This window comes from Streptomyces botrytidirepellens (assembly GCF_003721215.1).
GTDB classification, from domain to species: Bacteria; Actinomycetota; Actinomycetes; order Streptomycetales; family Streptomycetaceae; genus Streptomyces; species Streptomyces himastatinicus.
Map to the genome: position 1 here is coordinate 1 of NZ_RIBZ01000092.1, position 19,846 is coordinate 19,846.

Genomic DNA, 19,846 nt, shown 5'->3' on the forward strand with positions numbered 1-19,846 from the left:
GGTCGGAAGGCCGCCGCCGGTGCCGGGCAGCGCGGTGCGCGGACCCGCGCCGGGGACCTGCCGCCGCGAGGGCGCCGAACCGAGCAGACCCGCCGAGCCGTTGCCCTGGCCGCCCTGGCCGCCCGGACCACCCTGCCCTCCGGGACCTCCGGACTTGCCCCCGGCGCCCTGCGGCGTCGGCTTGCGGCCGCCCTGGGCGACGTCCACCGGCAGCATGACCAGCGCCGTCGTACCGCCCGAGTCGGACGGCCGGAGCTGGATGCGGATGCCGTGACGCAGCGACAGCCGGCCGACCACGAACAGGCCCATGCGCCGGGACACCGACACGTCGACCGTGGGCGGCGAGGCCAGCCGCTCGTTGATCGCGGCCAGGTCCTCCGGCGAGAGCCCGATACCGGTGTCATGGATCTCGACCAGCACCCGCCCGTCGGGCAGGGCGTGACCGGTGACCTTGACCTTGGTCTGCGGCGAGGAGAAGGAGGTGGCGTTCTCCAGCAGCTCGGCGAGCAGGTGCACGAGGTCGTTGACGACCCGGCCCGCGACCTCGGTCGCGGGGACCGAGCTGAGTTCGATGCGCTCGTACTGCTCCACCTCGGAGGCGGCCGCACGGAGCACGTCCACCAGCGGGACCGGCCGGGTCCAGCGGCGGCCGGGCTCCTCGCCCGCGAGGACCAGCAGGTTCTCGCCGTTACGGCGCATGCGGGTCGCGAGGTGGTCGAGCTTGAACAGCGAGGACAGCTGGTCCGGGTCGGCCTCGCGGCTCTCCAGCTCGGAGATGAGCGAGAGCTGACGCTGGATGAGGCCCTGGCTGCGGCGCGAGAGGTTGGTGAACATCGCGTTGACGTTGCCCCGCAGCAGCGCCTGTTCGGCGGCCAGCCGGACCGCCTCGCGGTGCACGTCGTCGAAGGCCGCGGCCACCCTGCCGATCTCGTCCCGGCTGTGCACACCGACGGACTCGACGGAGGTGTCCACGTCCTGCGGGTCGGACTCGGACAGCTGCTTGACCAGCTCGGGCAGCCGCTTCTCGGCGACGTCCTGCGCGGTGTCCTGGAGCCGGCGCAGCGAGCGCACCATGGACCGGGCCACCACGAACGCGCCGACGAGCGAGACACCGAGGACGAGAAGGATCAGCGCACCGTTGAGGATCGCGTCCTGCTGGGCGGAGTCGCGCAGCTCACGAGACTTCTGCGTCATCTCGCTGAGCAGCGTCTGCTCGATCTTGCCCATCTCGTCGATCTTGATACTGTCCTGGTCGTACCAGTCCAGGTAGGTGCGCTTCTCGGCCTTGAGGCCGTCCGGGTCGCGCACCGCCCGGTCGGCGTACATGGTCGCCGCCTTGATGTCCGGGCGACTGTCCAGCGGCTCCAGCAGGTCCTCGGAGTTGCCCTGGCGGATCTGCTTGAAGCTGCCCAGGGCCTCGTTCTCCTTGTCGACCGCGGTCCTGGCGAACCGGCTGTCGTTGGCGGAGAACTCGGCGCCCTTGGGGTCGGCGAGGGCGGCGCTGATGAGCGCGCGCTGGATGGAGGCGTACTCCTTGGCGGAGGAGAACGTGGCGAGCGCGCGGGTGTTGTTGATCATCGCGCGGTTGCTGGTGGCCTGCGCCATGTCCTGCGACAGCGACAGCAGCGAGGTGATCAGCTCGTTGTAGTCCTGGACCGTCAGCGAGTAGTACTGGCTGTTGTCGTACGCCGAGTCACGGATATCGTTGATCTTGCCGAGCTGGCGGTCGATGTTGACCAGCGTCGACTGCACACCGGCCATCGACTGGTCGCCGGGCTCGACGTTGTCGGTGGCCTTGCGGAAGGCGGCGATCGCGCGGTTGGTGTCCTCGCGCGTGGAGACGACGCCGTCGTCCTTCTCGTTGCCCTTGCTCGCCAGCGGCCCCGCCGACTTGTCCCGCTCCGCCTGGAGCGCGTTCGACAGCTGGGTGGCCTGCTGCGTCATGTCGGTGAGCAGCTTCATCTGGTCGAGCTGCTGGATGTTGTCCAGCGAGGTGTCGATACGGAGCGCCCCCAGCGTGGTCGCGGCGACCACGGGGAGCGCCAGCAGGGACACCAGCCGGGTACTGATCCGCCAGTTCTTGAGGGCCATCCGGGCGCCGGGCCCGCTGGGCGCCGACGATGTCGTGGACTCGGCCGCGCCGCCGCCACCGCTGGGCGCGCTGGTCTTCGTAGCGCCCTGGGCGCCGGTCTCGGGGCCCTGGTCGGCCGGGGGCCGCCCACCCTGGGCACGCTGGGGCGAGGAACCGCGGTCGGTCCCACCGCGCGGCTCCGGGTCCGCCGAAGTTTCCCCGCGGCCCTGGCGGGCCTGGGGAGACCCCATACCATCCCTCTTGAAACGTCCCTGCACTAGCGTCGCAACCTCTGGACCAGGCGCTTCACCGGGTCAGCGGTGAAGCGGTGTCGAGTCGAGGGGGACCGCGGCCCCCCAATTCGGTCGTGAGTGACCGGCGCGCTTCCTTTCGTATTCGACTAGAGGAGCCCCCGCCGCTCGGCGCCTCCGTCTTGCGCCCCCATGCGCGCCGGCTAGTTCCCACGGCGGTCCCGGGAATTCCAGCACAGTGCCGGATGCTGCAACAAGGGCAAGGGGTAAGGCTGTGACGCGCGTGACGCTCAGTGCGGGCGTTATTACCGGACGTAGAAAGTCATGTCTTCGATAACGGACTTTTGTGAACGAGTCGATCGCGGCCACGGCGTGTCCGGCTAGCGATGATCAAGAGCGGAACGTCTGGTTCGGGGGTGCAATGTCCGTTTCGGGGCGCGCATTGCGTGCCGCGAATGCGGCATTTGCCCGATCAGTCGTGAGCAAAATCACATGCCGCTCAAGACTTTTTCTGCGATTCCATGGGCAAGGCCGCCCCTAGCCTGACGCTTTACACAACCGGTCGAAACGACAACAAACGCGAGGCGTAAACCCAGTGAAGACGACGATGATGTTCCGCACGATAGCCAACCCCCGGCGCACCACCCTGGCCCATCTCGGGGACGCCGAGGAACTGCGGACCGAGGCCGGCGAGCAGCCGGAGCACTCCGTCGAACTGCCCACCCAGACCGCCAACCCCCGGCGCACCGTGCTCACCGAGGCCCCCGGCCACTGAGGCGGGCGAGCCGACCCGGCGGCGCGCGGGAGGCGGGGCGATAGCCTGGAGCGTCAGTCTCCAGCGAGTCCAGTTAAGGGGCACCAGCTTCCCGTGCGCATCGCCAGATTCTCCATCGATGGCAACGTCGCCTTCGGAGTGGTCGAGGGCGAGCCGTCCGACCAGGGCGGCCCCGTCGTCGACATCATCAAGGGACACCCCTTCGCCGAATTCGAGCGCTCGGGGCAGAAGGTCCCGCTCAGCAAGGTCCGGCTGCTGCCGCCCGTCCTGCCCAACAAGGTCATCGGGATCGGCCGCAACTACGCCGAGCACGCCGCCGAACTCGGCAACGAGGTCCCCGACGTCCCGGTCGTCTTCTTCAAGCCGTCCACCTCGGTGATCGGCCCCGGCGACCCCATCGCGTACCCCTCCTTCTCCTCCGAGGTGCACCACGAGGCCGAGCTGGCCGTGGTCATCGGGCGGATGTGCCGCGAGGTCCCGCGCGAGCGCGTGGCCGACGTCATCCTCGGCTACACCTGCGGCAACGACATCACCGCGCGCGACGCGCAGCGGCGCGAGAAGCAGTGGGCACGGGCGAAGGGCTTCGACGGCTCCTGCCCGCTGGGCCCCTGGGTGGAGACCGACATCGACCTGGAGCGGGCCGCCGACCTCGGGGTCATGTGCACCGTCAACGGCGAACAGCGGCAGCTGGGCCGCACCAGCGAGATGGTCCGCTCGATCGAGGACCTGATCGTGCACATCACCGAGGCGATGACGCTGCTCCCCGGCGACGTCGTGCTCACCGGCACCCCGGCGGGCGTCGGCCCCCTCACCGTCGGCGACGAGGTCGCCGTCACCATCGAAGGCATCGGCACTCTCACCAACAAGGTGATCAAGCGTGGCTAGCGCAAGCTCCCCCGCCCCCGTGCGGGTTCGTTTCTGTCCCTCGCCGACCGGCAACCCCCATGTGGGCCTGGTCCGCACCGCCCTCTTCAACTGGGCGTTCGCCCGCCACCACGGCGGCACCCTGGTCTTCCGCATCGAGGACACCGACGCCGCGCGCGACTCCGAGGAGTCGTACGCGCAGCTGCTGGACGCCATGCGCTGGCTGGGCTTCGACTGGGACGAGGGCCCCGAGATCGGCGGCCCGCACGCGCCCTACCGGCAGTCGGAGCGCATGGACCTCTACGCCGACGTCGCGGCCAAGCTGCTGGACGCCGGTCACGCCTACCGCTGCTACTGCACGGCCGAGGAGCTGGAGGAGCGCCGCGAGGCCGCCCGCAAGGCCGGCCGCCCCTCGGGCTACGACGGCACCTGCCGCACGTTGACCGCCGAGCAGATCGCGGCCCACGAGGCCGAGGGCCGCGCGTCGATCGTCCGCTTCCGGATGCCCGACGAGCCGATCACCTTCACCGACCTGGTGCGCGGCGAGCTGACCTTCACCCCGGACAACGTTCCGGACTACGGCATCGTGCGCGCCAACGGGGCTCCCCTCTACACGCTCGTCAACCCCGTCGACGACGCGCTGATGGAGATCACGCACGTGCTGCGCGGCGAGGACCTGCTGTCCTCCACCCCGCGCCAGATCGCGCTGTACCGGGCGCTCGCCGAGATCGGCGTGGGCGGCGGCCTGGTGCCCGCCTTCGGCCATCTCCCGTACGTCATGGGCGAGGGCAACAAGAAGCTGTCCAAGCGCGACCCCCAGTCGTCGCTGAACCTCTACCGGGAGCGCGGTTTCCTTCCCGAGGGGCTGCTCAACTACCTGTCCCTGCTGGGCTGGTCGCTCTCGGCCGACCGGGACGTCTTCTCCCTGGAGGAGATGGTCGCCGCGTTCGACATCTCGGGTGTCAATGCCAACCCGGCGCGCTTCGACCTCAAGAAGGCCGAGGCGATCAACGCGGACCACATCCGGCAGCTGGACGTCAAGACCTTCATCGAGGCGTGCGGCCCCTGGCTCCAGGCCCCGCACGCCCCCTGGTCCCCGGACCGCTTCGACGCGGCCGCCTTCGAGGCGCTGGCCCCGCTGGCCCAGACCCGGCTGACGGTGCTGTCCGACATCACCGCCAACGTCGACTTCCTCTTCCTGGACGAGCCGGTGGAGGACGAGGCGTCGTGGACGAAGGCCATGAAGCCCGGCGCGGACGCCCTGCTCGCCACCGCCCGCGCGAAGATCGCGGAGATCTCCGAGGCCGGGTGGCAGGCCGAGCCCCTCAAGGAGGCCGTCCTCGCCGCCGGTGAGGAGCACGGTCTCAAGCTGGGCAAGGCGCAGGCCCCGGTCCGCGTCGCGGTCACCGGCCGCACGGTCGGCCTGCCGCTGTTCGAGTCCCTGGAGGTCCTGGGGCGCGAGCGCACGCTGGCCCGCATCGACGCGGCGCTGGCGAAGCTGTCGGCGCCGTCGGCCTGACGTACCGGAGGGGCGCCGCGTGCCCGGCACGCGGCGCCACCACCCCGGCAATCCGTTTTGGTGGCCCGTCCACCATCGGGTAATGTTCTTCCTGCGCCGCCCGGGCGGGCCGAAAGGCCGGACCGGGGCGCAAGCCAGACAAAACCCCGACAGGGGTGGCGTTTTGGTGGGGTATGGTGTAATTGGCAGCACGAGTGATTCTGGTTCACTTAGTCTAGGTTCGAGTCCTGGTACCCCAGCAAGAGATCTTCTCGATTTCTTCGTGAATCTCTTGATCGAGCAGTATCAAGCCCCCGTTGTGTAGCGGCCTAGCACGCTGCCCTCTCAAGGCAGTAGCGCCGGTTCGAATCCGGTCGGGGGTACTGGTCTCCGAGTAACGACGGAGATCGCTAGGGCCCCCGTTGTGTAGCGGCCTAGCACGCCGCCCTCTCAAGGCGGTAGCGCCGGTTCGAATCCGGTCGGGGGTACTGGTCTCCGAGTAACGACGGAGATCGCTAGGGCCCCCGTTGTGTAGCGGCCTAGCACGCCGCCCTCTCAAGGCGGTAGCGCCGGTTCGAATCCGGTCGGGGGTACTGGTCTATACCATGGGCTATGGTGTAATTGGCAGCACGAGTGATTCTGGTTCATTTAGTCTAGGTTCGAGTCCTGGTAGCCCAGCGCAGTACAGGATGTGTGCTGATTCAGGCCCCCGTTGTGTAGCGGCCTAGCACGCCGCCCTCTCAAGGCGGTAGCGCCGGTTCGAATCCGGTCGGGGGTACAAACAGGGAAGGCCCTCCGCGGTGACGCGGAGGGCCTTTTCGCGTTACGCCNAAGGCCCTCCGCGGTGACGCGGAGGGCCTTTTCGCGTTACGCCTGGTCGAAGCGGCGGCCGGACTCCTGGGCCTGGGCGAGCCGCCGCAGGCTCAGCAGTACCGGCTCGTACAGCACGGTCAGCGCGACGGACGCCTCGATCTGCTCGCTCGGCGTGTCGTACGTCTCCACCACATCCAGTTCGTGGACGGCCAGTTCGGACGCCAGCCGGGCGTACGGCAGCAAGTGGCCGGTGTCATGCGGGTATCCGAGGCGGGCCAGCGAGACGATGGCCTCCACCAGCATCCGGTAGGCGGGGGAGTCGTCGCGGGCGTCCCGGCCGCTAGCCCAGCCGAGCTGGTCCAGCAGCGCGTTCGCCTCCTCCCGCGCCCGGGCCGTGTCCGGGGCGTTCTTGTCGGGTCCCGGGCCGTGCGGCAGCGCCCAGACCGCGGCCCCCAGCCGCAGGTGCTGGCTCAGCGACTCGTCCTCGGCGGCCTTCAGCACCTCGCGCGCGGTGGCCACCGGCATCCGGCCGACCTGGATCAGCGCCCGCACCAGCCGCAGCCTGCGCAGATGCTCCTCCCCGTACTCGGCCTTGGTGGCGGTGAGGCGCTCGCCGGGCGGCAGCAGCCCTTCGCGCAGGTAGTACTTGATCGTCGCGGTGGACACCCCGCTGCGCTCGCTCAGCTCCGCCAGTCGCATGCCGTGAGCACCTTGCCCTTTCCGGTTTTCCCTTGCGTTTCCCATATGGAGAGTGCCACTATCCAATCATTGGATAGCTTCACTATCCAGTATGCCCTGACGTCGGAACGAGGGGATCGCCATGGGTGCCGATGTGATCGAAGGCCGCATGACCGCCGAGGGGACGGGGGAGGTGACCGTCTTCCTCATCGGGATGCGCGTCAACCGCTTCCGCGCGCTGCGCAGCTGGCTGCCGGTGTTCAAGGCCATGCCGCGGATGCTGCGCGAGCTGTCGCGGGACAAGGGGAGCGGGCTGCTGGGGTACCAGCTGCTGGTCGGCCCGCCGCGGGTGCTGTGCGTCGTCCAGTACTGGGACTCGCACGAGAAGCTGCTGTCGTACGCCTCGGCGCAGGACAAGGAGCACCGCCCGGCGTGGGCCGCGTTCAACCGGCGGGCGCGGGAGGGTCGGGGGAAGGTCGGCATCTGGCACGAGACGTACGCCGTGCCGGCCGGTGCGCACGAGGCGATCTACTACGACATGCCGGCGTTCGGGCTGGGCAAGGCCACCGGGGTCGTTCCGGTCGGCCGCCGCGGTGAGCGCGCGGCCGACCGGCTGTCGCTGAAGGGTGCGTAGGGGAGTGGCGCCGGGGGAGCCGGGCGCCGTAACGCCGTGATCAATTTCCCCGGCGCAGGGCGTCGGAGAGGCGGGCGGCCGCGTCGATGACGGCCTGCGCGTGCATGCGGCCCGGGTGGCGGGTCAGCCGCTCGATCGGTCCGGAGACCGAGACGGCGGCGACCACGCGGTTGGACGGGCCGCGCACCGGGGCGGACACGGACGCGACGCCCGGCTCCCGCTCGCCGATCGACTGGGCCCAGCCCCGCCGCCGTACGCCGGACAGCGCCGTCGCCGTGAAGCGGGCGCCCTGGAGGCCCCGGTGCAGCCGCTCCGGCTCTTCCCAGGCCATCAGGATCTGGGCCGCCGAGCCCGCCTTCATGGGGAGGGTGGAGCCGACCGGCACGGTGTCCCGCAGTCCGGACAGCCGCTCGGCCGCCGCGACGCAGATGCGCATGTCGCCCTGGCGCCGGTAGAGCTGCGCGCTCTCCCCGGTCACGTCCCTGAGGTGGGTGAGGACGGGCCCGGCCGTGGCGAGCAGCCGGTCCTCGCCCGCCGCCGCGGCCAGCTCGGCCAGGCGCGGGCCCAGAATGAAGCGGCCTTGCATGTCACGCGCCACCATCCGGTGGTGCTCGAGTGCTACCGCGAGTCGGTGCGCCGTGGGGCGCGCGAGACCGGTGGCCCCGACCAGCCCCGCGAGGGTGGCCGGGCCGGACTCCAGAGCGCTCAATACCAGAGCCGCCTTGTCGAGAACGCCGACGCCGCTAGAGTTGTCCATGAAACGATACTCGCGTCTCACACTGTGAAACGCAAGTTCAATTTTTCGGGATACCCGCCACTCTGGTAAGTGGCGGGCCCGCAGGCCAGGGCACGCTCTCGACACGAGTTGGGCCGGCGAAGTGGCCGGCCGGAGGGAAAGCGATGGGACGGACACTCGCGGAGAAGGTCTGGGACGACCATGTCGTCCGGCACGCCGATGGCGAGCCGGACCTCCTCTTCATCGATCTGCACCTGCTGCACGAGGTGACCAGCCCGCAGGCGTTCGACGGCCTCCGCAAGGCCGGACGCCAGGTGCGCCGTACCGATCTCACCATCGCGACCGAGGACCACAACACCCCGACCCTCGACATCGACAAGCCGATCGCGGACCCCGTCTCCCGCACCCAGTTGGAGACGCTGCGCAAGAACTGCGCGGAGTTCGGGGTGCGTCTGCACCCGCTCGGGGATGTCGAGCAGGGCGTTGTCCACGTAGTGGGACCGCAGCTGGGACTGACCCAGCCCGGCACCACCGTCGTCTGCGGTGACAGCCACACCTCCACCCACGGCGCCTTCGGCGCGCTCGCGTTCGGCATCGGCACCAGCCAGGTCGAGCACGTGCTGGCCACCCAGACGCTGCCGCTCGCGCCGTTCAAGACCATGGCCGTGACCGTCGAGGGCGAGCTGCCCGAGACCGTCACCGCCAAGGACCTGATCCTGGCGATCATCGCCCGCATCGGCACCGGCGGCGGCCAGGGCTTCGTGATCGAGTACCGCGGCTCCGCCATCGAGAAGCTCTCGATGGAGGCCCGGATGACCGTGTGCAACATGTCCATCGAGGCGGGTGCCCGGGCAGGCATGATCGCCCCGGACGAGACCACCTTCGCCTACCTCCAGGGCCGCCCGCACGCCCCGCAGGGCGAGGACTGGGACGCGGCCGTCGAGTACTGGCGCACGCTGCGCAGCGACGACGACGCGGTGTTCGACCGCGAGGTCGTCATCGACGCCTCCGAACTGGCGCCGTTCGTCACCTGGGGCACCAACCCCGGTCAGGGCGCGCCGCTGTCGGAGTCGGTGCCGGACCCGTCCACCTTCGAGGACGCGAGCGAGAAGTACGCCGCCGAGAAGGCCTTGGAGTACATGGGTCTGACGGCGGGTCAGCCGCTGCGCGAGATCAAGGTGGACACCGTATTCGTCGGCTCCTGCACCAACGGCCGCATCGAGGACCTGCGCTCCGCCGCCTCGATCCTGCACGGCCGTTCGGTGGCCGACGGGGTGCGGATGCTGGTGGTCCCGGGCTCGGTGCGGGTCGCGCTCCAGGCCGTGGAGGAGGGGCTGGACAAGGTGTTCACCCAGGCCGGCGCCGAGTGGCGGCACGCGGGCTGCTCGATGTGTCTGGGCATGAACCCCGACCAGCTCGCGCCCGGTGAGCGCTCGGCGTCCACCTCCAACCGCAACTTCGAGGGCAGGCAGGGCAAGGGCGGCCGTACCCACCTGGTCTCGCCGCAGGTCGCCGCCGCCACCGCGGTGCTCGGCCACCTGGCCTCGCCCGCCGACCTGTCCGACGCCGACGTCACCGTTCCCGTGGGGGTCTGAGCAGCCATGGAAGCATTCACCACGCACACCGGCCGGCCCGTTCCGCTGCGCCGCAGCAACGTCGACACGGACCAGATCATCCCGGCGCACTGGCTCAAGAAGGTCACCCGCGACGGTTTCGAGGACGGGCTGTTCGAGGCCTGGCGCAAGGACCCGGAGTTCGTGCTCAACCAGTCCGCGCACAAGGGCGGGACGGTTCTGGTGGCCGGCCCCGACTTCGGCACCGGCTCCTCGCGCGAGCACGCGGTGTGGGCGCTCCAGAACTACGGCTTCAAGGCCGTGATCTCCTCGCGCTTCGCCGACATCTTCCGCGGCAACTCCCTCAAGAACGGGTTGCTGACCGTCGTCCTGCCGCAGGAGACCGTGGACCGGCTGTGGAAGCTGGTCGAGGCGGACCCCGCCGCGGAGGTCACCGTGGACCTCGTCGACCGTCAGGTTCGAGCCGAGGGAATCACGGCTGATTTTGAGCTTGACGAGAACGCCCGGTGGCGACTCCTGGAGGGGCTGGACGACATCAGTCTCACCCTCAGGGAGGAGGCCGACATCGTCGCGTACGAGGGTCGTCGCCCCTCCTTCAAGCCCAGCACGACGGTGCTCTGAACCCCCGGTTTCCCCTGCACAGAGCGGGTTTGGCATGATGCGCCGCCAGTCCTCGGACTGGCGGCGCATCGTCATGTTGAGGCCCCGTGAAGCGACAACTCGCCTCAGATGGCACAATCAGTGCATGGAACGCGACGGCCAACTCGAGCTCTACGGTCTTGTCGCCGCCCGGCTCAAGGAAGCGCACACAAGGGTGCGCACACTGCAAGTCCCGGAGGGCGTACGGATGGCGCTGTCCCGGAAGCTGCTGGTGATCACGGCAGCGTCAAAACACGATCTCGCAGACGCGGCAAGGCGTCTGGAGCGGTTGATGAACGACCTCGACGAGGGGCGTTTCCCCGAAGATCCCGACTCCGACCGAAGTCCGTGACGACCGAGTGCGTTGCGGCACAAGGGTGATTAGCCCGTTTCGTGTTTGATTTGCGGTATATATCTGCCTAACGTGCGAAAAAGCTTGAACACATTCGTTCCAGCAATGTCTCCGAAGGGGAAGACGTGAACAAGGCGCAGCTCGTAGAAGCGATTGCCGACAAGGTCGGCGGACGACAGCAGGCCGCCGACGCGGTCGACGCGGTACTGGACGCCATCGTCCGCGCAGTGGTCGGCGGGGATCGAGTTTCGGTCACCGGTTTCGGTTCGTTCGAGAAGGTGGAACGGCCTGCCCGGTACGCCCGTAACCCGCAGACCGGGGAGCGGGTCCGGGTCAAGAAGACCTCCGTGCCCCGTTTCCGCGCGGGTCAAGGCTTCAAGGACCTGGTGAGCGGTTCGAAGAAGCTGCCGCGGGGTGGCGAGGTGGCCGTGAAGAAGGCCCCCAAGGGCAGCCTCCAGGTCGCAGCGAAGAAGGCCGCGGCCAAGAAGGCCACCGCCAAGAAGGCGGCTCCGGCGAAGAAGGTGACCGCCAAGAAGGCCGCCGCGAAGAAGGCGCCCGCGAAGAAGGCGCCCGCGAAGGCCGCGGCCAAGAAGGCGGCCCCGGCGAAGAAGACGACCGCCAAGAAGGCCGCCGCGAAGAAGGCCCCGGCGCGCAAGACCACCGCGCGCAAGGCTCCCGCCAAGAAGACCACCGCCAGGAAGCGCTAGTCGTCGCCGCTCAGCGGCACCGTTCACGCGCCGGGCCGGGCTCCCCGAGGGAGCCCGGCCCGCGGTGCGTCACGGGCCCGGAACCACCGCCCGGGGCCTTCAGAACGTCTTCAGAACGTCTGGAGGGTGATGAAGACGACGCGCCGGTCGTCCCCCTCGCCCGCCACCTCGATCCGCACCCGCTGCCCCGGCCGCAGCATCCGCAGCCCCCCGGCGTCGAAGGCCGCCGCGTCGAAGGGCAGGGGCGTGCCGTCGTCGAGCAGCACACTGCCGGTACGGGCGTCGGAGTCGTAGGTGTAGGCCGTTCCCTGCATACCGCCACCCTAGTGCGCGCCACCGCCGGTCCTCCCGCCGGGCACCCGCCTACGGACCGGGCAGCGCGGCCCGCGGTCCCGGGGGGCAGGCGGCGCCGCACAGCCGGGACGTGTGGGGGCCCACGCCCAGCGCCAGCGCCGCGCGCAGATCCTCGCCGGTGTCCACGTCGCGCCGTACCGAGTCGACCCCGGGCAGCTCGATCTCGTACGCGCCGGACGCCCGGTGCCGGGCCCGGGAGGCGCCCCCGAAGGCGGGGGCGAGGTCGGTGCCGGGCGCCGCCGCGAGGAGCGTCGTACCGACCCCCGCCGCATCCGCCAGAAAGGCGCGTGGGAAGCCCGCGGCGGCTTCGAGCACCTGGTCGAGGTCGGCCGTCCGCAGGGCCGGGAGATCGGCGTTCAGCGCCGCTACGGAGGCCCTGGGGCGGCCCTCCCGCACCGTCCGGGCGCCGTGCGCGAGCGCCGCGTTCAGCCCGCGCCCCGGCGTATCGGGCAGGATGCGGGCGCCGAGGGCCGCCAGCTCGCGCCCGGCGAGCGGATCGTCGGTGACCACGGTGACCCCGGCGACGCGTCGGCCGGCCAGCGCCGCTCCCACCGTGTCCTTGGCGAACGCCAGCGCGAGACCGGGCCGCAGGGCGTCTCCGGCGGCGCCGGAGAGCCTGCTCTTCGCCCGGGACAGGGGCTTCAGCGGCACCACCAGCGTCCACATCACAGACCTCGCGTCTCTTCCCACGGGCCCCATTCTCGCCTGCTGCCCGACTCGTCCCGGACGGGCGGGGTTACGGTGTCCTCGACAGACCGAGTACCTGGAGCGACACTTGTGCGGCTGCCCGGACGGCAGCAACCAGCAGGTCAGCAGGGTCCAAGAGGAGGATGTTCCGAGTGTCCGGCCGCAGAATCGGCTTCTGGTACCGCATGGCGGCGGTCATGGTGAAACCGCCGCTGGTGGTTCTGTTCAAGCGGGACTGGCACGGAATGGAGCACATTCCCGCCGACGGTGGCTTTATCACCGCGATCAACCACAACTCGTATCTCGACCCGCTCTCCTACGCGCACTTCCAGTACAACACCGGACGCGTGCCCCGCTTCCTGGCCAAGGCAGCCCTCTTCAAGGGCGGCTTCGTGGGCACGATGCTGCGCGGCACCGGGCAGATCCCCGTCTTCCGCGAGTCGACCGACGCCGCCAACGCCTTCCGGGCCGCCGTCGACGCCATCAACGAGGGCGAGTGCGTGGCCTTCTACCCCGAGGGCACCCTGACCCGCGACCCCGACCTGTGGCCGATGCGCGGCAAGACCGGCGCCGCCCGGGTCGCCCTGCTCACCAAGGCCCCCGTCATCCCGGTCGCCCAGTGGGGCGCCAACGAGGCCGTGCCGCCGTACGCCAAGGAGAAGAAGGTCAGGCTGTTCCCGCGCAAGACCCTCAGGGTGCACGCGGGCCCGCCGGTGGACCTCTCCGAGTACTACGGCCAGGAGCCCACCGCCGAGGTGCTGCGGGCGGCCACCGACACCATCATGGCCGCGGTCACCGAACTCCTCGCCGAGGTCCGCGGCGAGCAGGTGCCCGCCCGGGCGCGCGCCCTCGCCCCCGAACGGCCGCACGCCGCCGACCAGCCGCGCCCCGTGGCCGAACACCCCGTGGCCGAAGAGGAGAGCAAGTGACGCGCTGCGCCGTCTACGGCACCGGGTCCTGGGGCACCGCCTTCGCGATGGTGCTCGCCGACGCCGGCTGCGAGGTGACGCTGTGGGGCCGCAGGCCCGATGTCGTCGAGGCCATCAACACCGGCCGCACCAATCCCGACTACTTCCCCGGCATCCGCCTCCCCGACGGGGTGCGGGCCACCACCGACCCGGCCGAGGCCGCGCGCGACGCGGAGTTCACCGTCTTCTCCGTGCCCTCCCAGACGCTGCGCGGCAACCTCGCCGCCTGGGCCCCGCTGCTGCCCTCCGACACCGTGCTGGTCTCCCTGATGAAGGGCGTCGAACTCGGCACGGCCAAGCGGATGAGCGAGGTCATCGCGGAGGTCGCCGAGGCGCCCGCGGAGCGCGTCGCGGTGCTCACAGGACCCAACCTCGCCAAGGAGATCGCCGCCCGGCAGCCCGCGGCCTCCGTGGTGGCCTGCCGCGACGAGGACGTGGCACGACGCCTCCAGACCGCGTGCCACACCCCCTACTTCCGCCCGTACACCAACACCGACGTGGTGGGCTGCGAACTCGGCGGCGCGGTGAAGAACGTCATCGCACTGGCCGTCGGCATCGCGGACGGCATGGGCCTCGGTGACAACGCCAAGGCGTCCCTCATCACCCGCGGGCTCGCCGAAACGACCCGTCTGGGCCTCGCGATGGGCGCCGACGCCCACACCTTCGCGGGCCTGGCGGGCATGGGCGACCTGGTCGCCACCTGCTCCTCGCCGCTGTCCCGCAACCACACCTTCGGCACCAACCTGGGCCGCGGCATGACCCTGGAGGAGACGATCGCGGTCACCCGGCAGACGGCGGAAGGCGTCAAGTCGTGCGAGTCCGTAGCGGATCTCGCCCGGCGCCACGACGTCGACATGCCGATCACCGAGACCGTGGTGGGCATCGTCCACGACGGCAAACAGCCGCTCGTCGCGCTCAAAGAGCTGATGTCGCGCAGCGCGAAGGCCGAGCGGCACTGACGCCGTCCGAACCGCAAGGTAACCTCAACGCGATATGAGCAGCCAGACTCCTTCCTCAAGCCCTGTCCCGGCTTCCTCCTCCGGTGAGCCGCGGAAGCCGCGCGTCGCCGTGGTCTTCGGCGGGCGCAGCTCCGAGCACGCCATTTCCGTGGTCACCGCGGGGGCCGTGCTGCGCGCCATCGACCGCGAGAAGTACGACGTGCTGCCGATCGGCATCACGGCGGACGGCCGTTGGGCGCTCACCGCCGACGCGCCCGAGCGGATGGCCATCGCGGACCGGCAGCTCCCGAGCGTCGAACGGCTCGCCGAGTCCGAGGAGGGGTCGGTCGTGCTGCCGGTCGACCCGGGCAGCCGCGAGGTCGTCTACAGCGAGCCGGGCGCGGTGCCCAAGGCGCTCGGCGACGTCGACGTCGTCTTCCCCATGCTGCACGGCCCGTACGGCGAGGACGGCACCCTCCAGGGGCTGCTGGAGCTGTCCGGGGTGCCCTATGTGGGCGCCGGGGTGCTGGCCTCCGCCGTCGGCATGGACAAGGAGTACATGAAGCGGGTGTTCGTCTCGTTCGGGCTGCCCGTCGGCCCGTACGAGGTGATCCGCCCCCGCGACTGGGAGCGGGACCCCGCCGCCGCCCGCGCCCGGGTCACCGACTTCGCCGCCGAGCACGGCTGGCCGGTGTTCGTGAAGCCCTCGCGGGCCGGTTCCTCCATCGGCATCACCAAGGTCGACGGCCCGGACCAGCTGGACGCGGCCATCGAGGAGGCTCGGCACCACGACCCGAAGGTCATCGTGGAGGCGCTGCTGCGCGGCCGCGAGATCGAGTGCGGCGTGCTGGAATTCGAGGACGGCCCGCGGGCCAGCGTGCCCGCCGAGATCCCCCCGGTCTCCACCCACGACTTCTACGACTTCGAGGCCAAGTACATCGACGCGGCCCCCGGCGTCGTGCCCGCGCCGCTCACCGCGGAGGAGACCGAGCGGGTCCAGGAGCTGGCGGTGCGCGCGTTCGACGCGGTGTCCTGCGAGGGCCTGGTGCGCGCGGACTTCTTCCTGCTGGACAGCGGCGAGTTCGTGATCAACGAGATCAACACGATGCCCGGCTTCACCCCGATCTCCATGTACCCGCGCATGTGGCAGGAGAGCGGCGTGAGCTACCCGGAGCTGGTGGACCGGCTCATCCAGGCCGCGCTGCGCCGCTCCACGGGGCTGCGCTAGCGGCGACCCGGCGGTCGCCGCCGCAGCTCGTGACACGGTCTTCGTGCAACCCCCGGCGCAGGCGCGGCAGCCTGCGCCGGGGGAGTGGGAACCGCGGACGCGCCGGTGGCGTCGCAACCGTCGGCGCAGCCGCTCGCCGCGGCGGGTGACAGTACGGTGTGCGGAACTCACCGGCCGAGCGTACGGGGGAGCGGGATCTAGATATGGACCACCGGGCAGGTGAGCGTGCGCGTGATCCCTTCCACTTGCTGGACTTTCGCGACCACCATGCGACCGAGCTCGTCGACCGTCTCGGCTTGGGCGCGCACGATCACGTCGTACGGACCCGTGACGTCCTCTGCCTGTATCACCCCCGGGAGCTTGGCGATGACGTCGGCGACGGTCGACGCCTTGCCGACCTCGGTCTGGATCAGGATGTACGCCTGTACCACGGAACCTCCAGGGCGGCTACGAGGATCATGTGGGGAGAAGGGACGCCACGGTACCGCGTCGCCACGCGGCGCGGGGAGACCCGCGCGGCGTGCGCGGCGCGGTGGGCACAGGGCCACGAGCACGAAGGGGCAATGCGATGAAGGGCACCGTGGGCGAGTTGGGGGAGTTCGGGCTCATCAGGGAGCTCACCTCCCGGCTCACCACCACCTCGGCGGTGAGGCTGGGGCCCGGGGACGACGCTGCGGTCGTGGCCGCACCGGACCGCAGGGTGGTGGCCAGTACGGACGTCCTGCTGGAGGGCAGGCACTTCCGCCGGGACTGGTCCACCGCGTATGACGTCGGCCGCAAGGCCGCCGCGCAGAACCTCGCGGACATCGCGGCCATGGGTGCGGTGCCGACCGCGCTGCTGCTGGGCCTGGTGGTGCCCGCGGACCTGCCGGTGACCTGGCCGGCCGAGATGATGGACGGCATCCGGGACGAATGCCAGGTGGCGGGTGCCGCGGTGGTCGGCGGCGACGTGGTGCGCGGCGACGCCATCACCATCGCCATCACCGCCCTGGGCGACCTGCGCAACCACGAGCCGGTCACCCGATCCGGTGCCCGGCCGGGCGACGTTGTCGCCGTCACCGGCTGGCTGGGCTGGTCGGCCGCCGGACACGCGGTGCTCTCGCGCGGATTCCGTTCGCCGCGGGCCTTCGTCGAGGCACACCGCCGCCCGGAGCCGCCGTACCACGCGGGACCGGCCGCCGCCGGCCTCGGCGCGACCGCGATGACCGACGTCAGCGACGGTCTGGTGGCCGACCTCGGGCACATCGCCGACGCCAGCCAGGTCCGTATCGACCTGCGCTCGGGGGACATCGACATCCCCACGCAGATGTCGGACATCGGGCAGGCGGTGGGTGTCGACCCGATCCAGTGGGTGCTCAGCGGGGGCGAGGACCACGCGATCGTGGCCACCTTCCCGTCCGACGTGAAGCTGCCCGCCCGCTGGAAGGTCATCGGCGAGGTGCTCAATCCGTCGGCGCTGCCCCAGGTGACGGTGGACGGGGCGCCCTGGGTGCACGCGGGCTGGGACCATTTCGGGGATGACCAGGGCGCCGAGTAGATTCGGCCGTATGGCCATGTCCAGCGATGCTCCCCGCGTTCCCCGTGTCCCCCGTGACCGCCGGACGCCCGTCCGCGTCCTCACCGTCGCCGGATCGGACTCCGGCGGCGGTGCGGGCATCCAGGCCGACCTGAAGACGATGCTGGCCCTGGGCGCGCACGGGATGAGCGTGCTCACGGCGGTGACGGCGCAGAACTCCCAGGGCGTCCAGGGCGCCTGGGAGCTGCCCGCGGAGGCGGTCCGCGCCCAGTTCCGCAGCGTGGTGGACGACATCGGCGTCCAGGCGGTCAAGACGGGCATGCTCGCCACCCCCGAGCTGGTCGAGACCGTCGCCGGGCTGCTCGCGGGGCTGCCCGCCCCGGTGGTCGTCGACCCGGTCGGGGTCTCCAAGCACGGCGATCCGCTACTGGCCGCCGAGGCGCTGGACGCGGTCCGCACCAAGCTGCTGCCCACCGCCACCGTCGCCACCCCCAACCTGGACGAGGTCGCCCAGCTGACCGGCATCCGGGCCGTTTCCGAGGGCGACCTGCGGCGGGCGGCGCGCGCGGTGCTGGACTTCGGCCCGCGCTGGGCGCTGATCAAGGGCGGTCATCTGCCGGGTGACGCGGTGGACCTGCTCACCGACGGTACCGAGGAGCACTGGCTGCGGGCGCCCCGCTACGACAACCGCCACACCCACGGCACCGGCTGCACCCTCGCCTCGGCGATCGCCACCTACCTCGCGGGCGGGATGACGGTCCCGGAGGCGGTCGGGGCGGCCAAGGCGTACGTCACGGGCGCGATCGCCGCGGGCTTCCCCCTGGGCGAGGGCATCGGCCCGGTCGACCACGGCTGGGGGCTCGCCTGAGCTGCCCGGTGAGCCGAAGGGGCGCGCCGCTGTCGAAAGGGAGAGCGCGCGCAGACCCTGAGGAACGAAGGGCCGAGCACGGTCGACCGTCGACAGCGGCTTTTGCGCCCCGCAGGCGAACCGAGCCAAAAAAAGGGGTTCAGGGCATGCGTAAAGGCCGGTCCACTGTCATGTGTGGACCGGCCTCGGCAACCGGGATCCCGCTCGCGCGGGGGTAAGGCGTGCGCCTAGCGCGAGACCTTGCCGGCCTTGATGCACGAGGTGCAGACGTTGAGCCGCTTCGGGGTCCGACCGACCACAGCGCGCACCGTCTGGATGTTGGGGTTCCAACGACGGCGGGTGCGGCGGTGCGAGTGCGAGATGTTGTTGCCGAAGCCCGGCCCCTTGCCGCAGACGTCGCAGTTGGCAGCCACGGGTTACTCCAAAGACGGGTCAGCCTCGCTTCCCGCGAGGAGACAGAAACTTAACGGGAACCCCGGCGTAGCCAGGATCGTGGAAGACCGGCGGCGCCAGGGGGAATAGCCCGACTCTCATCGGGCAACCGGAGCAGCATACAACGACCACTCCCGTACAACGAAACTATCATGGCTGCCCCAGCCCCCGCGGAGGGCGGCGACTAGCCTGCGATGACGCGAAGCCCGACCCCGAGGAGAACGTACGTGCCGCACACGCTCGACGCCGATGCGGTACGGATCTGGTGCGGGCTCGCACTGGACGCGCTGGGCCGGGCCCGCGAGGACATCGACGCGATCAATGTGTATCCGGTCGCGGACGGTGACACCGGCACCAATCTGTATCTGACCGTCGAGTCCGCGGCCCAGGCCGTCGACGCCGCCTTCGACGGCCACCCCGCCTCGCCGGGCGTCGCCCGTCCCAGCCTCGCCGACGTGGTGCGCGCCATGGCCCACGGTGCGCTGATCGGCGCGCGCGGCAACTCCGGCACCATCCTGGCCCAGCTGCTGCGCGGCATGGCCGACGTCCTGGCCGAAGACGCTGACGGTGGTGGCGGCACCGGGATCGGGGACGAGGCGGACGGGCTGCGGCGGGCCCTGCGGCGCGCCGTGGACCTGGCGTACCTCGCCGTCGCGCATCCCGTCGAGGGGACCGTGCTGACGGTGGCCGTGGCCGCGGCCGAGGGCGCGGAGCGGGCCACCGGGGACGTCGGCACGGTGGCGCGCGCGGCGTACGAAGGGGCGCGCGCAGCACTCCAGGCGACCCCCGGGCAGCTCGACGTCCTGGCCCGCGCGGGCGTCGTCGACGCGGGCGGCTACGGCCTGGTCACGGTGTTGGGCGGGCTCGCCGAGGCGCTGTCCGGCGAAGCCCCGGCGGCACCGCCCGCCGCCCCCGCCATTCCCGCTCCCGCCTCGGCATCCCCGCTCACGGCGGAGACCGGGGCCGGGCCGGTGGACTGTTCCGCGGACGGGCCCGCGTTCGAGGTGATCTACCTCCTGGAAGCCGACGACGGCGCCGTCGCCGGACTGCGCGAGCGGCTGGACGCGCTCGGCGACTCGCTCGTGATCGTCGGCGGCGACGGACTGTGGAACGTCCACGTCCATGTGGACGACGCGGGCGCCGCCGTGGAGGCGGGCATCCAGGCCGGACGCCCGTACCGCATCCGCATCACCCACTTCGGTGGCCCCGCCGAGCGCGGGCCCTCCGCCCCGGAGCCGGGCCGCCCCGAGCGGCGGCCGGACG

General features: G+C 70.9%; 20 protein-coding genes, 6 tRNA genes and 1 pseudogene. 20 read left to right on the forward strand and 7 right to left on the reverse strand.

Annotated elements, in window-relative coordinates:
• Positions 1 to 2,349 (reverse strand): sensor histidine kinase (locus tag EEJ42_RS06815; RefSeq protein WP_425472854.1); only part of this gene is annotated, 2,349 nt, incomplete at its 3' end.
• 568 nt (positions 2,350 to 2,917) lie between these two features.
• Here EEJ42_RS06815 and EEJ42_RS06820 point away from each other — a divergent pair.
• The 9 genes from EEJ42_RS06820 to EEJ42_RS06860 all read left to right on the forward strand — a co-directional run bounded on the left by EEJ42_RS06820 (position 2,918) and on the right by EEJ42_RS06860 (position 6,237).
• Positions 2,918 to 3,097 (forward strand): hypothetical protein, encoded by a 180-nt coding sequence (locus EEJ42_RS06820; RefSeq protein WP_123099076.1) that lies wholly within the window; start codon positions 2,918 to 2,920, stop codon positions 3,095 to 3,097.
• Between the two features lie 93 nt (positions 3,098 to 3,190).
• Positions 3,191 to 3,982 carry a fumarylacetoacetate hydrolase family protein gene (locus EEJ42_RS06825; protein WP_123099077.1) on the forward strand — a complete coding sequence of 264 codons (792 nt, stop codon included), beginning with the start codon at positions 3,191 to 3,193 and terminating at the stop codon, positions 3,980 to 3,982.
• Positions 3,975 to 5,480: a glutamate--tRNA ligase gene (gene gltX, locus EEJ42_RS06830; protein WP_123099078.1), complete on the forward strand. Its 1,506-nt coding sequence runs from the start codon at positions 3,975 to 3,977 to the stop codon at positions 5,478 to 5,480. The genes EEJ42_RS06825 and gltX overlap by 8 nt, the downstream gene beginning before the upstream one ends.
• 167 nt (positions 5,481 to 5,647) lie before the next feature.
• A tRNA-Gln gene (locus EEJ42_RS06835) sits at positions 5,648 to 5,719 on the forward strand.
• Between the two features lie 50 nt (positions 5,720 to 5,769).
• Positions 5,770 to 5,842, forward strand: a tRNA-Glu gene (locus EEJ42_RS06840).
• 32 nt (positions 5,843 to 5,874) lie between these two features.
• Positions 5,875 to 5,947 (forward strand) — tRNA-Glu (locus EEJ42_RS06845).
• Positions 5,948 to 5,979: 32 nt separating this feature from the next.
• Positions 5,980 to 6,052: transfer RNA gene (locus EEJ42_RS06850), tRNA-Glu, on the forward strand.
• Between the two features lie 13 nt (positions 6,053 to 6,065).
• Positions 6,066 to 6,137, forward strand: a tRNA-Gln gene (locus EEJ42_RS06855).
• A 27-nt stretch (positions 6,138 to 6,164) separates the two neighbouring features.
• A tRNA-Glu gene (locus tag EEJ42_RS06860) sits at positions 6,165 to 6,237 on the forward strand.
• An 89-nt stretch (positions 6,238 to 6,326) separates the two neighbouring features.
• Here the strand turns inward: EEJ42_RS06860 and EEJ42_RS06865 are convergent.
• Entirely contained in the window at positions 6,327 to 6,971 is a 645-nt protein-coding gene (locus EEJ42_RS06865) for a MerR family transcriptional regulator (protein ID WP_123099079.1), read from the reverse strand.
• Positions 6,972 to 7,092: 121 nt separating this feature from the next.
• Between EEJ42_RS06865 and EEJ42_RS06870 the strand changes: the two genes are divergently transcribed.
• Positions 7,093 to 7,584, forward strand: a complete 492-nt coding sequence (locus EEJ42_RS06870; protein ID WP_184502974.1) for a DUF4188 domain-containing protein — start codon at positions 7,093 to 7,095, stop codon at positions 7,582 to 7,584.
• A gap of 40 nt (positions 7,585 to 7,624) precedes the next feature.
• On the opposite strand, the gene ndgR is transcribed toward EEJ42_RS06870, so the two are convergent.
• A complete protein-coding gene (gene ndgR / locus EEJ42_RS06875; protein ID WP_055547339.1) occupies positions 7,625 to 8,341 on the reverse strand; it encodes an IclR family transcriptional regulator NdgR in 717 nt (238 codons plus the stop codon).
• 143 nt (positions 8,342 to 8,484) lie between these two features.
• On the opposite strand from ndgR, the gene leuC reads away from it, so the two are divergent.
• The 4 genes from leuC to EEJ42_RS06895 all read left to right on the forward strand — a co-directional run bounded on the left by leuC (position 8,485) and on the right by EEJ42_RS06895 (position 11,592).
• Positions 8,485 to 9,915, forward strand: coding sequence for a 3-isopropylmalate dehydratase large subunit (gene leuC / locus EEJ42_RS06880; RefSeq protein ID WP_123099080.1), 1,431 nt, complete (start codon positions 8,485 to 8,487; stop codon positions 9,913 to 9,915).
• A 6-nt stretch (positions 9,916 to 9,921) separates the two neighbouring features.
• Entirely contained in the window at positions 9,922 to 10,515 is a 594-nt protein-coding gene (gene leuD / locus EEJ42_RS06885; RefSeq protein WP_123099081.1) for a 3-isopropylmalate dehydratase small subunit, read from the forward strand.
• Positions 10,516 to 10,639: 124 nt separating this feature from the next.
• Complete coding sequence (locus tag EEJ42_RS06890) at positions 10,640 to 10,885, forward strand: SCO5555 family protein (RefSeq protein WP_009714781.1); 246 nt, start codon at positions 10,640 to 10,642, stop codon at positions 10,883 to 10,885.
• Positions 10,886 to 11,010: 125 nt separating this feature from the next.
• The gene (locus tag EEJ42_RS06895) at positions 11,011 to 11,592 is read left to right on the forward strand and encodes an HU family DNA-binding protein (protein WP_123099082.1); all 582 of its coding nucleotides are present in this window, start codon (positions 11,011 to 11,013) and stop codon (positions 11,590 to 11,592) included.
• 110 nt (positions 11,593 to 11,702) lie between these two features.
• Here the strand turns inward: EEJ42_RS06895 and EEJ42_RS06900 are convergent, their stop codons facing one another.
• Both EEJ42_RS06900 and cofC read right to left on the reverse strand, forming a co-directional pair.
• Positions 11,703 to 11,906, reverse strand: a complete 204-nt coding sequence (locus EEJ42_RS06900) for a hypothetical protein (protein ID WP_009714779.1) — start codon at positions 11,904 to 11,906, stop codon at positions 11,703 to 11,705.
• A 49-nt stretch (positions 11,907 to 11,955) separates the two neighbouring features.
• Entirely contained in the window at positions 11,956 to 12,645 is a 690-nt protein-coding gene (cofC, locus tag EEJ42_RS06905; protein ID WP_184502975.1) for a 2-phospho-L-lactate guanylyltransferase, read from the reverse strand.
• 140 nt (positions 12,646 to 12,785) lie between these two features.
• Here cofC and EEJ42_RS06910 point away from each other — a divergent pair, with 140 nt between their 5' ends.
• Genes EEJ42_RS06910 through EEJ42_RS06920 form a run of 3 tightly spaced genes read left to right on the forward strand, consistent with a single transcriptional unit; the run spans position 12,786 to position 15,767 of the window.
• Positions 12,786 to 13,562, forward strand: coding sequence for a lysophospholipid acyltransferase family protein (locus EEJ42_RS06910; protein WP_123099084.1), 777 nt, complete (start codon positions 12,786 to 12,788; stop codon positions 13,560 to 13,562).
• Positions 13,559 to 14,560 carry an NAD(P)H-dependent glycerol-3-phosphate dehydrogenase gene (locus EEJ42_RS06915; RefSeq protein WP_123099085.1) on the forward strand — a complete coding sequence of 334 codons (1,002 nt, stop codon included), beginning with the start codon at positions 13,559 to 13,561 and terminating at the stop codon, positions 14,558 to 14,560. The genes EEJ42_RS06910 and EEJ42_RS06915 overlap by 4 nt, the downstream gene beginning before the upstream one ends.
• Before the next feature lie 34 nt (positions 14,561 to 14,594).
• On the forward strand, positions 14,595 to 15,767 hold the full coding sequence (locus EEJ42_RS06920) for a D-alanine--D-alanine ligase family protein (RefSeq protein ID WP_123099086.1): 1,173 nt from the start codon (positions 14,595 to 14,597) through the stop codon (positions 15,765 to 15,767).
• A gap of 197 nt (positions 15,768 to 15,964) precedes the next feature.
• Here the strand turns inward: EEJ42_RS06920 and EEJ42_RS06925 are convergent, their stop codons facing one another.
• On the reverse strand, positions 15,965 to 16,198 hold the full coding sequence (locus tag EEJ42_RS06925) for an Lrp/AsnC family transcriptional regulator (protein ID WP_009714774.1): 234 nt from the start codon (positions 16,196 to 16,198) through the stop codon (positions 15,965 to 15,967).
• 137 nt (positions 16,199 to 16,335) lie between these two features.
• Here EEJ42_RS06925 and EEJ42_RS06930 point away from each other — a divergent pair, with 137 nt between their 5' ends.
• Both EEJ42_RS06930 and thiD read left to right on the forward strand, forming a co-directional pair.
• Positions 16,336 to 17,304 (forward strand): thiamine-phosphate kinase, encoded by a 969-nt coding sequence (locus EEJ42_RS06930; protein WP_123099087.1) that lies wholly within the window; start codon positions 16,336 to 16,338, stop codon positions 17,302 to 17,304.
• Between the two features lie 16 nt (positions 17,305 to 17,320).
• Entirely contained in the window at positions 17,321 to 18,151 is an 831-nt protein-coding gene (thiD, locus tag EEJ42_RS06935; protein ID WP_123099090.1) for a bifunctional hydroxymethylpyrimidine kinase/phosphomethylpyrimidine kinase, read from the forward strand.
• A 302-nt stretch (positions 18,152 to 18,453) separates the two neighbouring features.
• Here the strand turns inward: thiD and rpmB are convergent.
• Positions 18,454 to 18,564, reverse strand: a pseudogene (gene rpmB, locus EEJ42_RS54545) (50S ribosomal protein L28); the annotation flags it as partial.
• 213 nt (positions 18,565 to 18,777) lie between these two features.
• Here rpmB and EEJ42_RS06945 point away from each other — a divergent pair.
• Positions 18,778 to 19,846: DAK2 domain-containing protein (locus EEJ42_RS06945; RefSeq protein WP_246096170.1), on the forward strand; the 1,069-nt coding region annotated here is incomplete at its 3' end.

Excerpts from the sequence above, each read along its gene's own strand:
- EEJ42_RS06865 (WP_123099079.1), bottom strand. The coding sequence starts at position 6,971 with ATGCGACTGGCGGAGCTGAGCGAGCGCAGCGGGGTGTCCACCGCGACG.
- EEJ42_RS06870 (WP_184502974.1), top strand. The coding sequence starts at position 7,093 with ATGGGTGCCGATGTGATCGAAGGCCGCATGACCGCCGAGGGGACGGGG.
- ndgR (WP_055547339.1), bottom strand. The coding sequence starts at position 8,341 with ATGGACAACTCTAGCGGCGTCGGCGTTCTCGACAAGGCGGCTCTGGTA.
- leuC (WP_123099080.1), top strand. The coding sequence starts at position 8,485 with ATGGGACGGACACTCGCGGAGAAGGTCTGGGACGACCATGTCGTCCGG.
- leuD (WP_123099081.1), top strand. The coding sequence starts at position 9,922 with ATGGAAGCATTCACCACGCACACCGGCCGGCCCGTTCCGCTGCGCCGC.
- EEJ42_RS06890 (WP_009714781.1), top strand. The coding sequence starts at position 10,640 with ATGGAACGCGACGGCCAACTCGAGCTCTACGGTCTTGTCGCCGCCCGG.
- EEJ42_RS06900 (WP_009714779.1), bottom strand. The coding sequence starts at position 11,906 with ATGCAGGGAACGGCCTACACCTACGACTCCGACGCCCGTACCGGCAGT.
- cofC (WP_184502975.1), bottom strand. The coding sequence starts at position 12,645 with ATGGGGCCCGTGGGAAGAGACGCGAGGTCTGTGATGTGGACGCTGGTG.
- EEJ42_RS06920 (WP_123099086.1), top strand. The coding sequence starts at position 14,595 with ATGAGCAGCCAGACTCCTTCCTCAAGCCCTGTCCCGGCTTCCTCCTCC.
- EEJ42_RS06930 (WP_123099087.1), top strand. The coding sequence starts at position 16,336 with ATGAAGGGCACCGTGGGCGAGTTGGGGGAGTTCGGGCTCATCAGGGAG.
- thiD (WP_123099090.1), top strand. The coding sequence starts at position 17,321 with ATGTCCAGCGATGCTCCCCGCGTTCCCCGTGTCCCCCGTGACCGCCGG.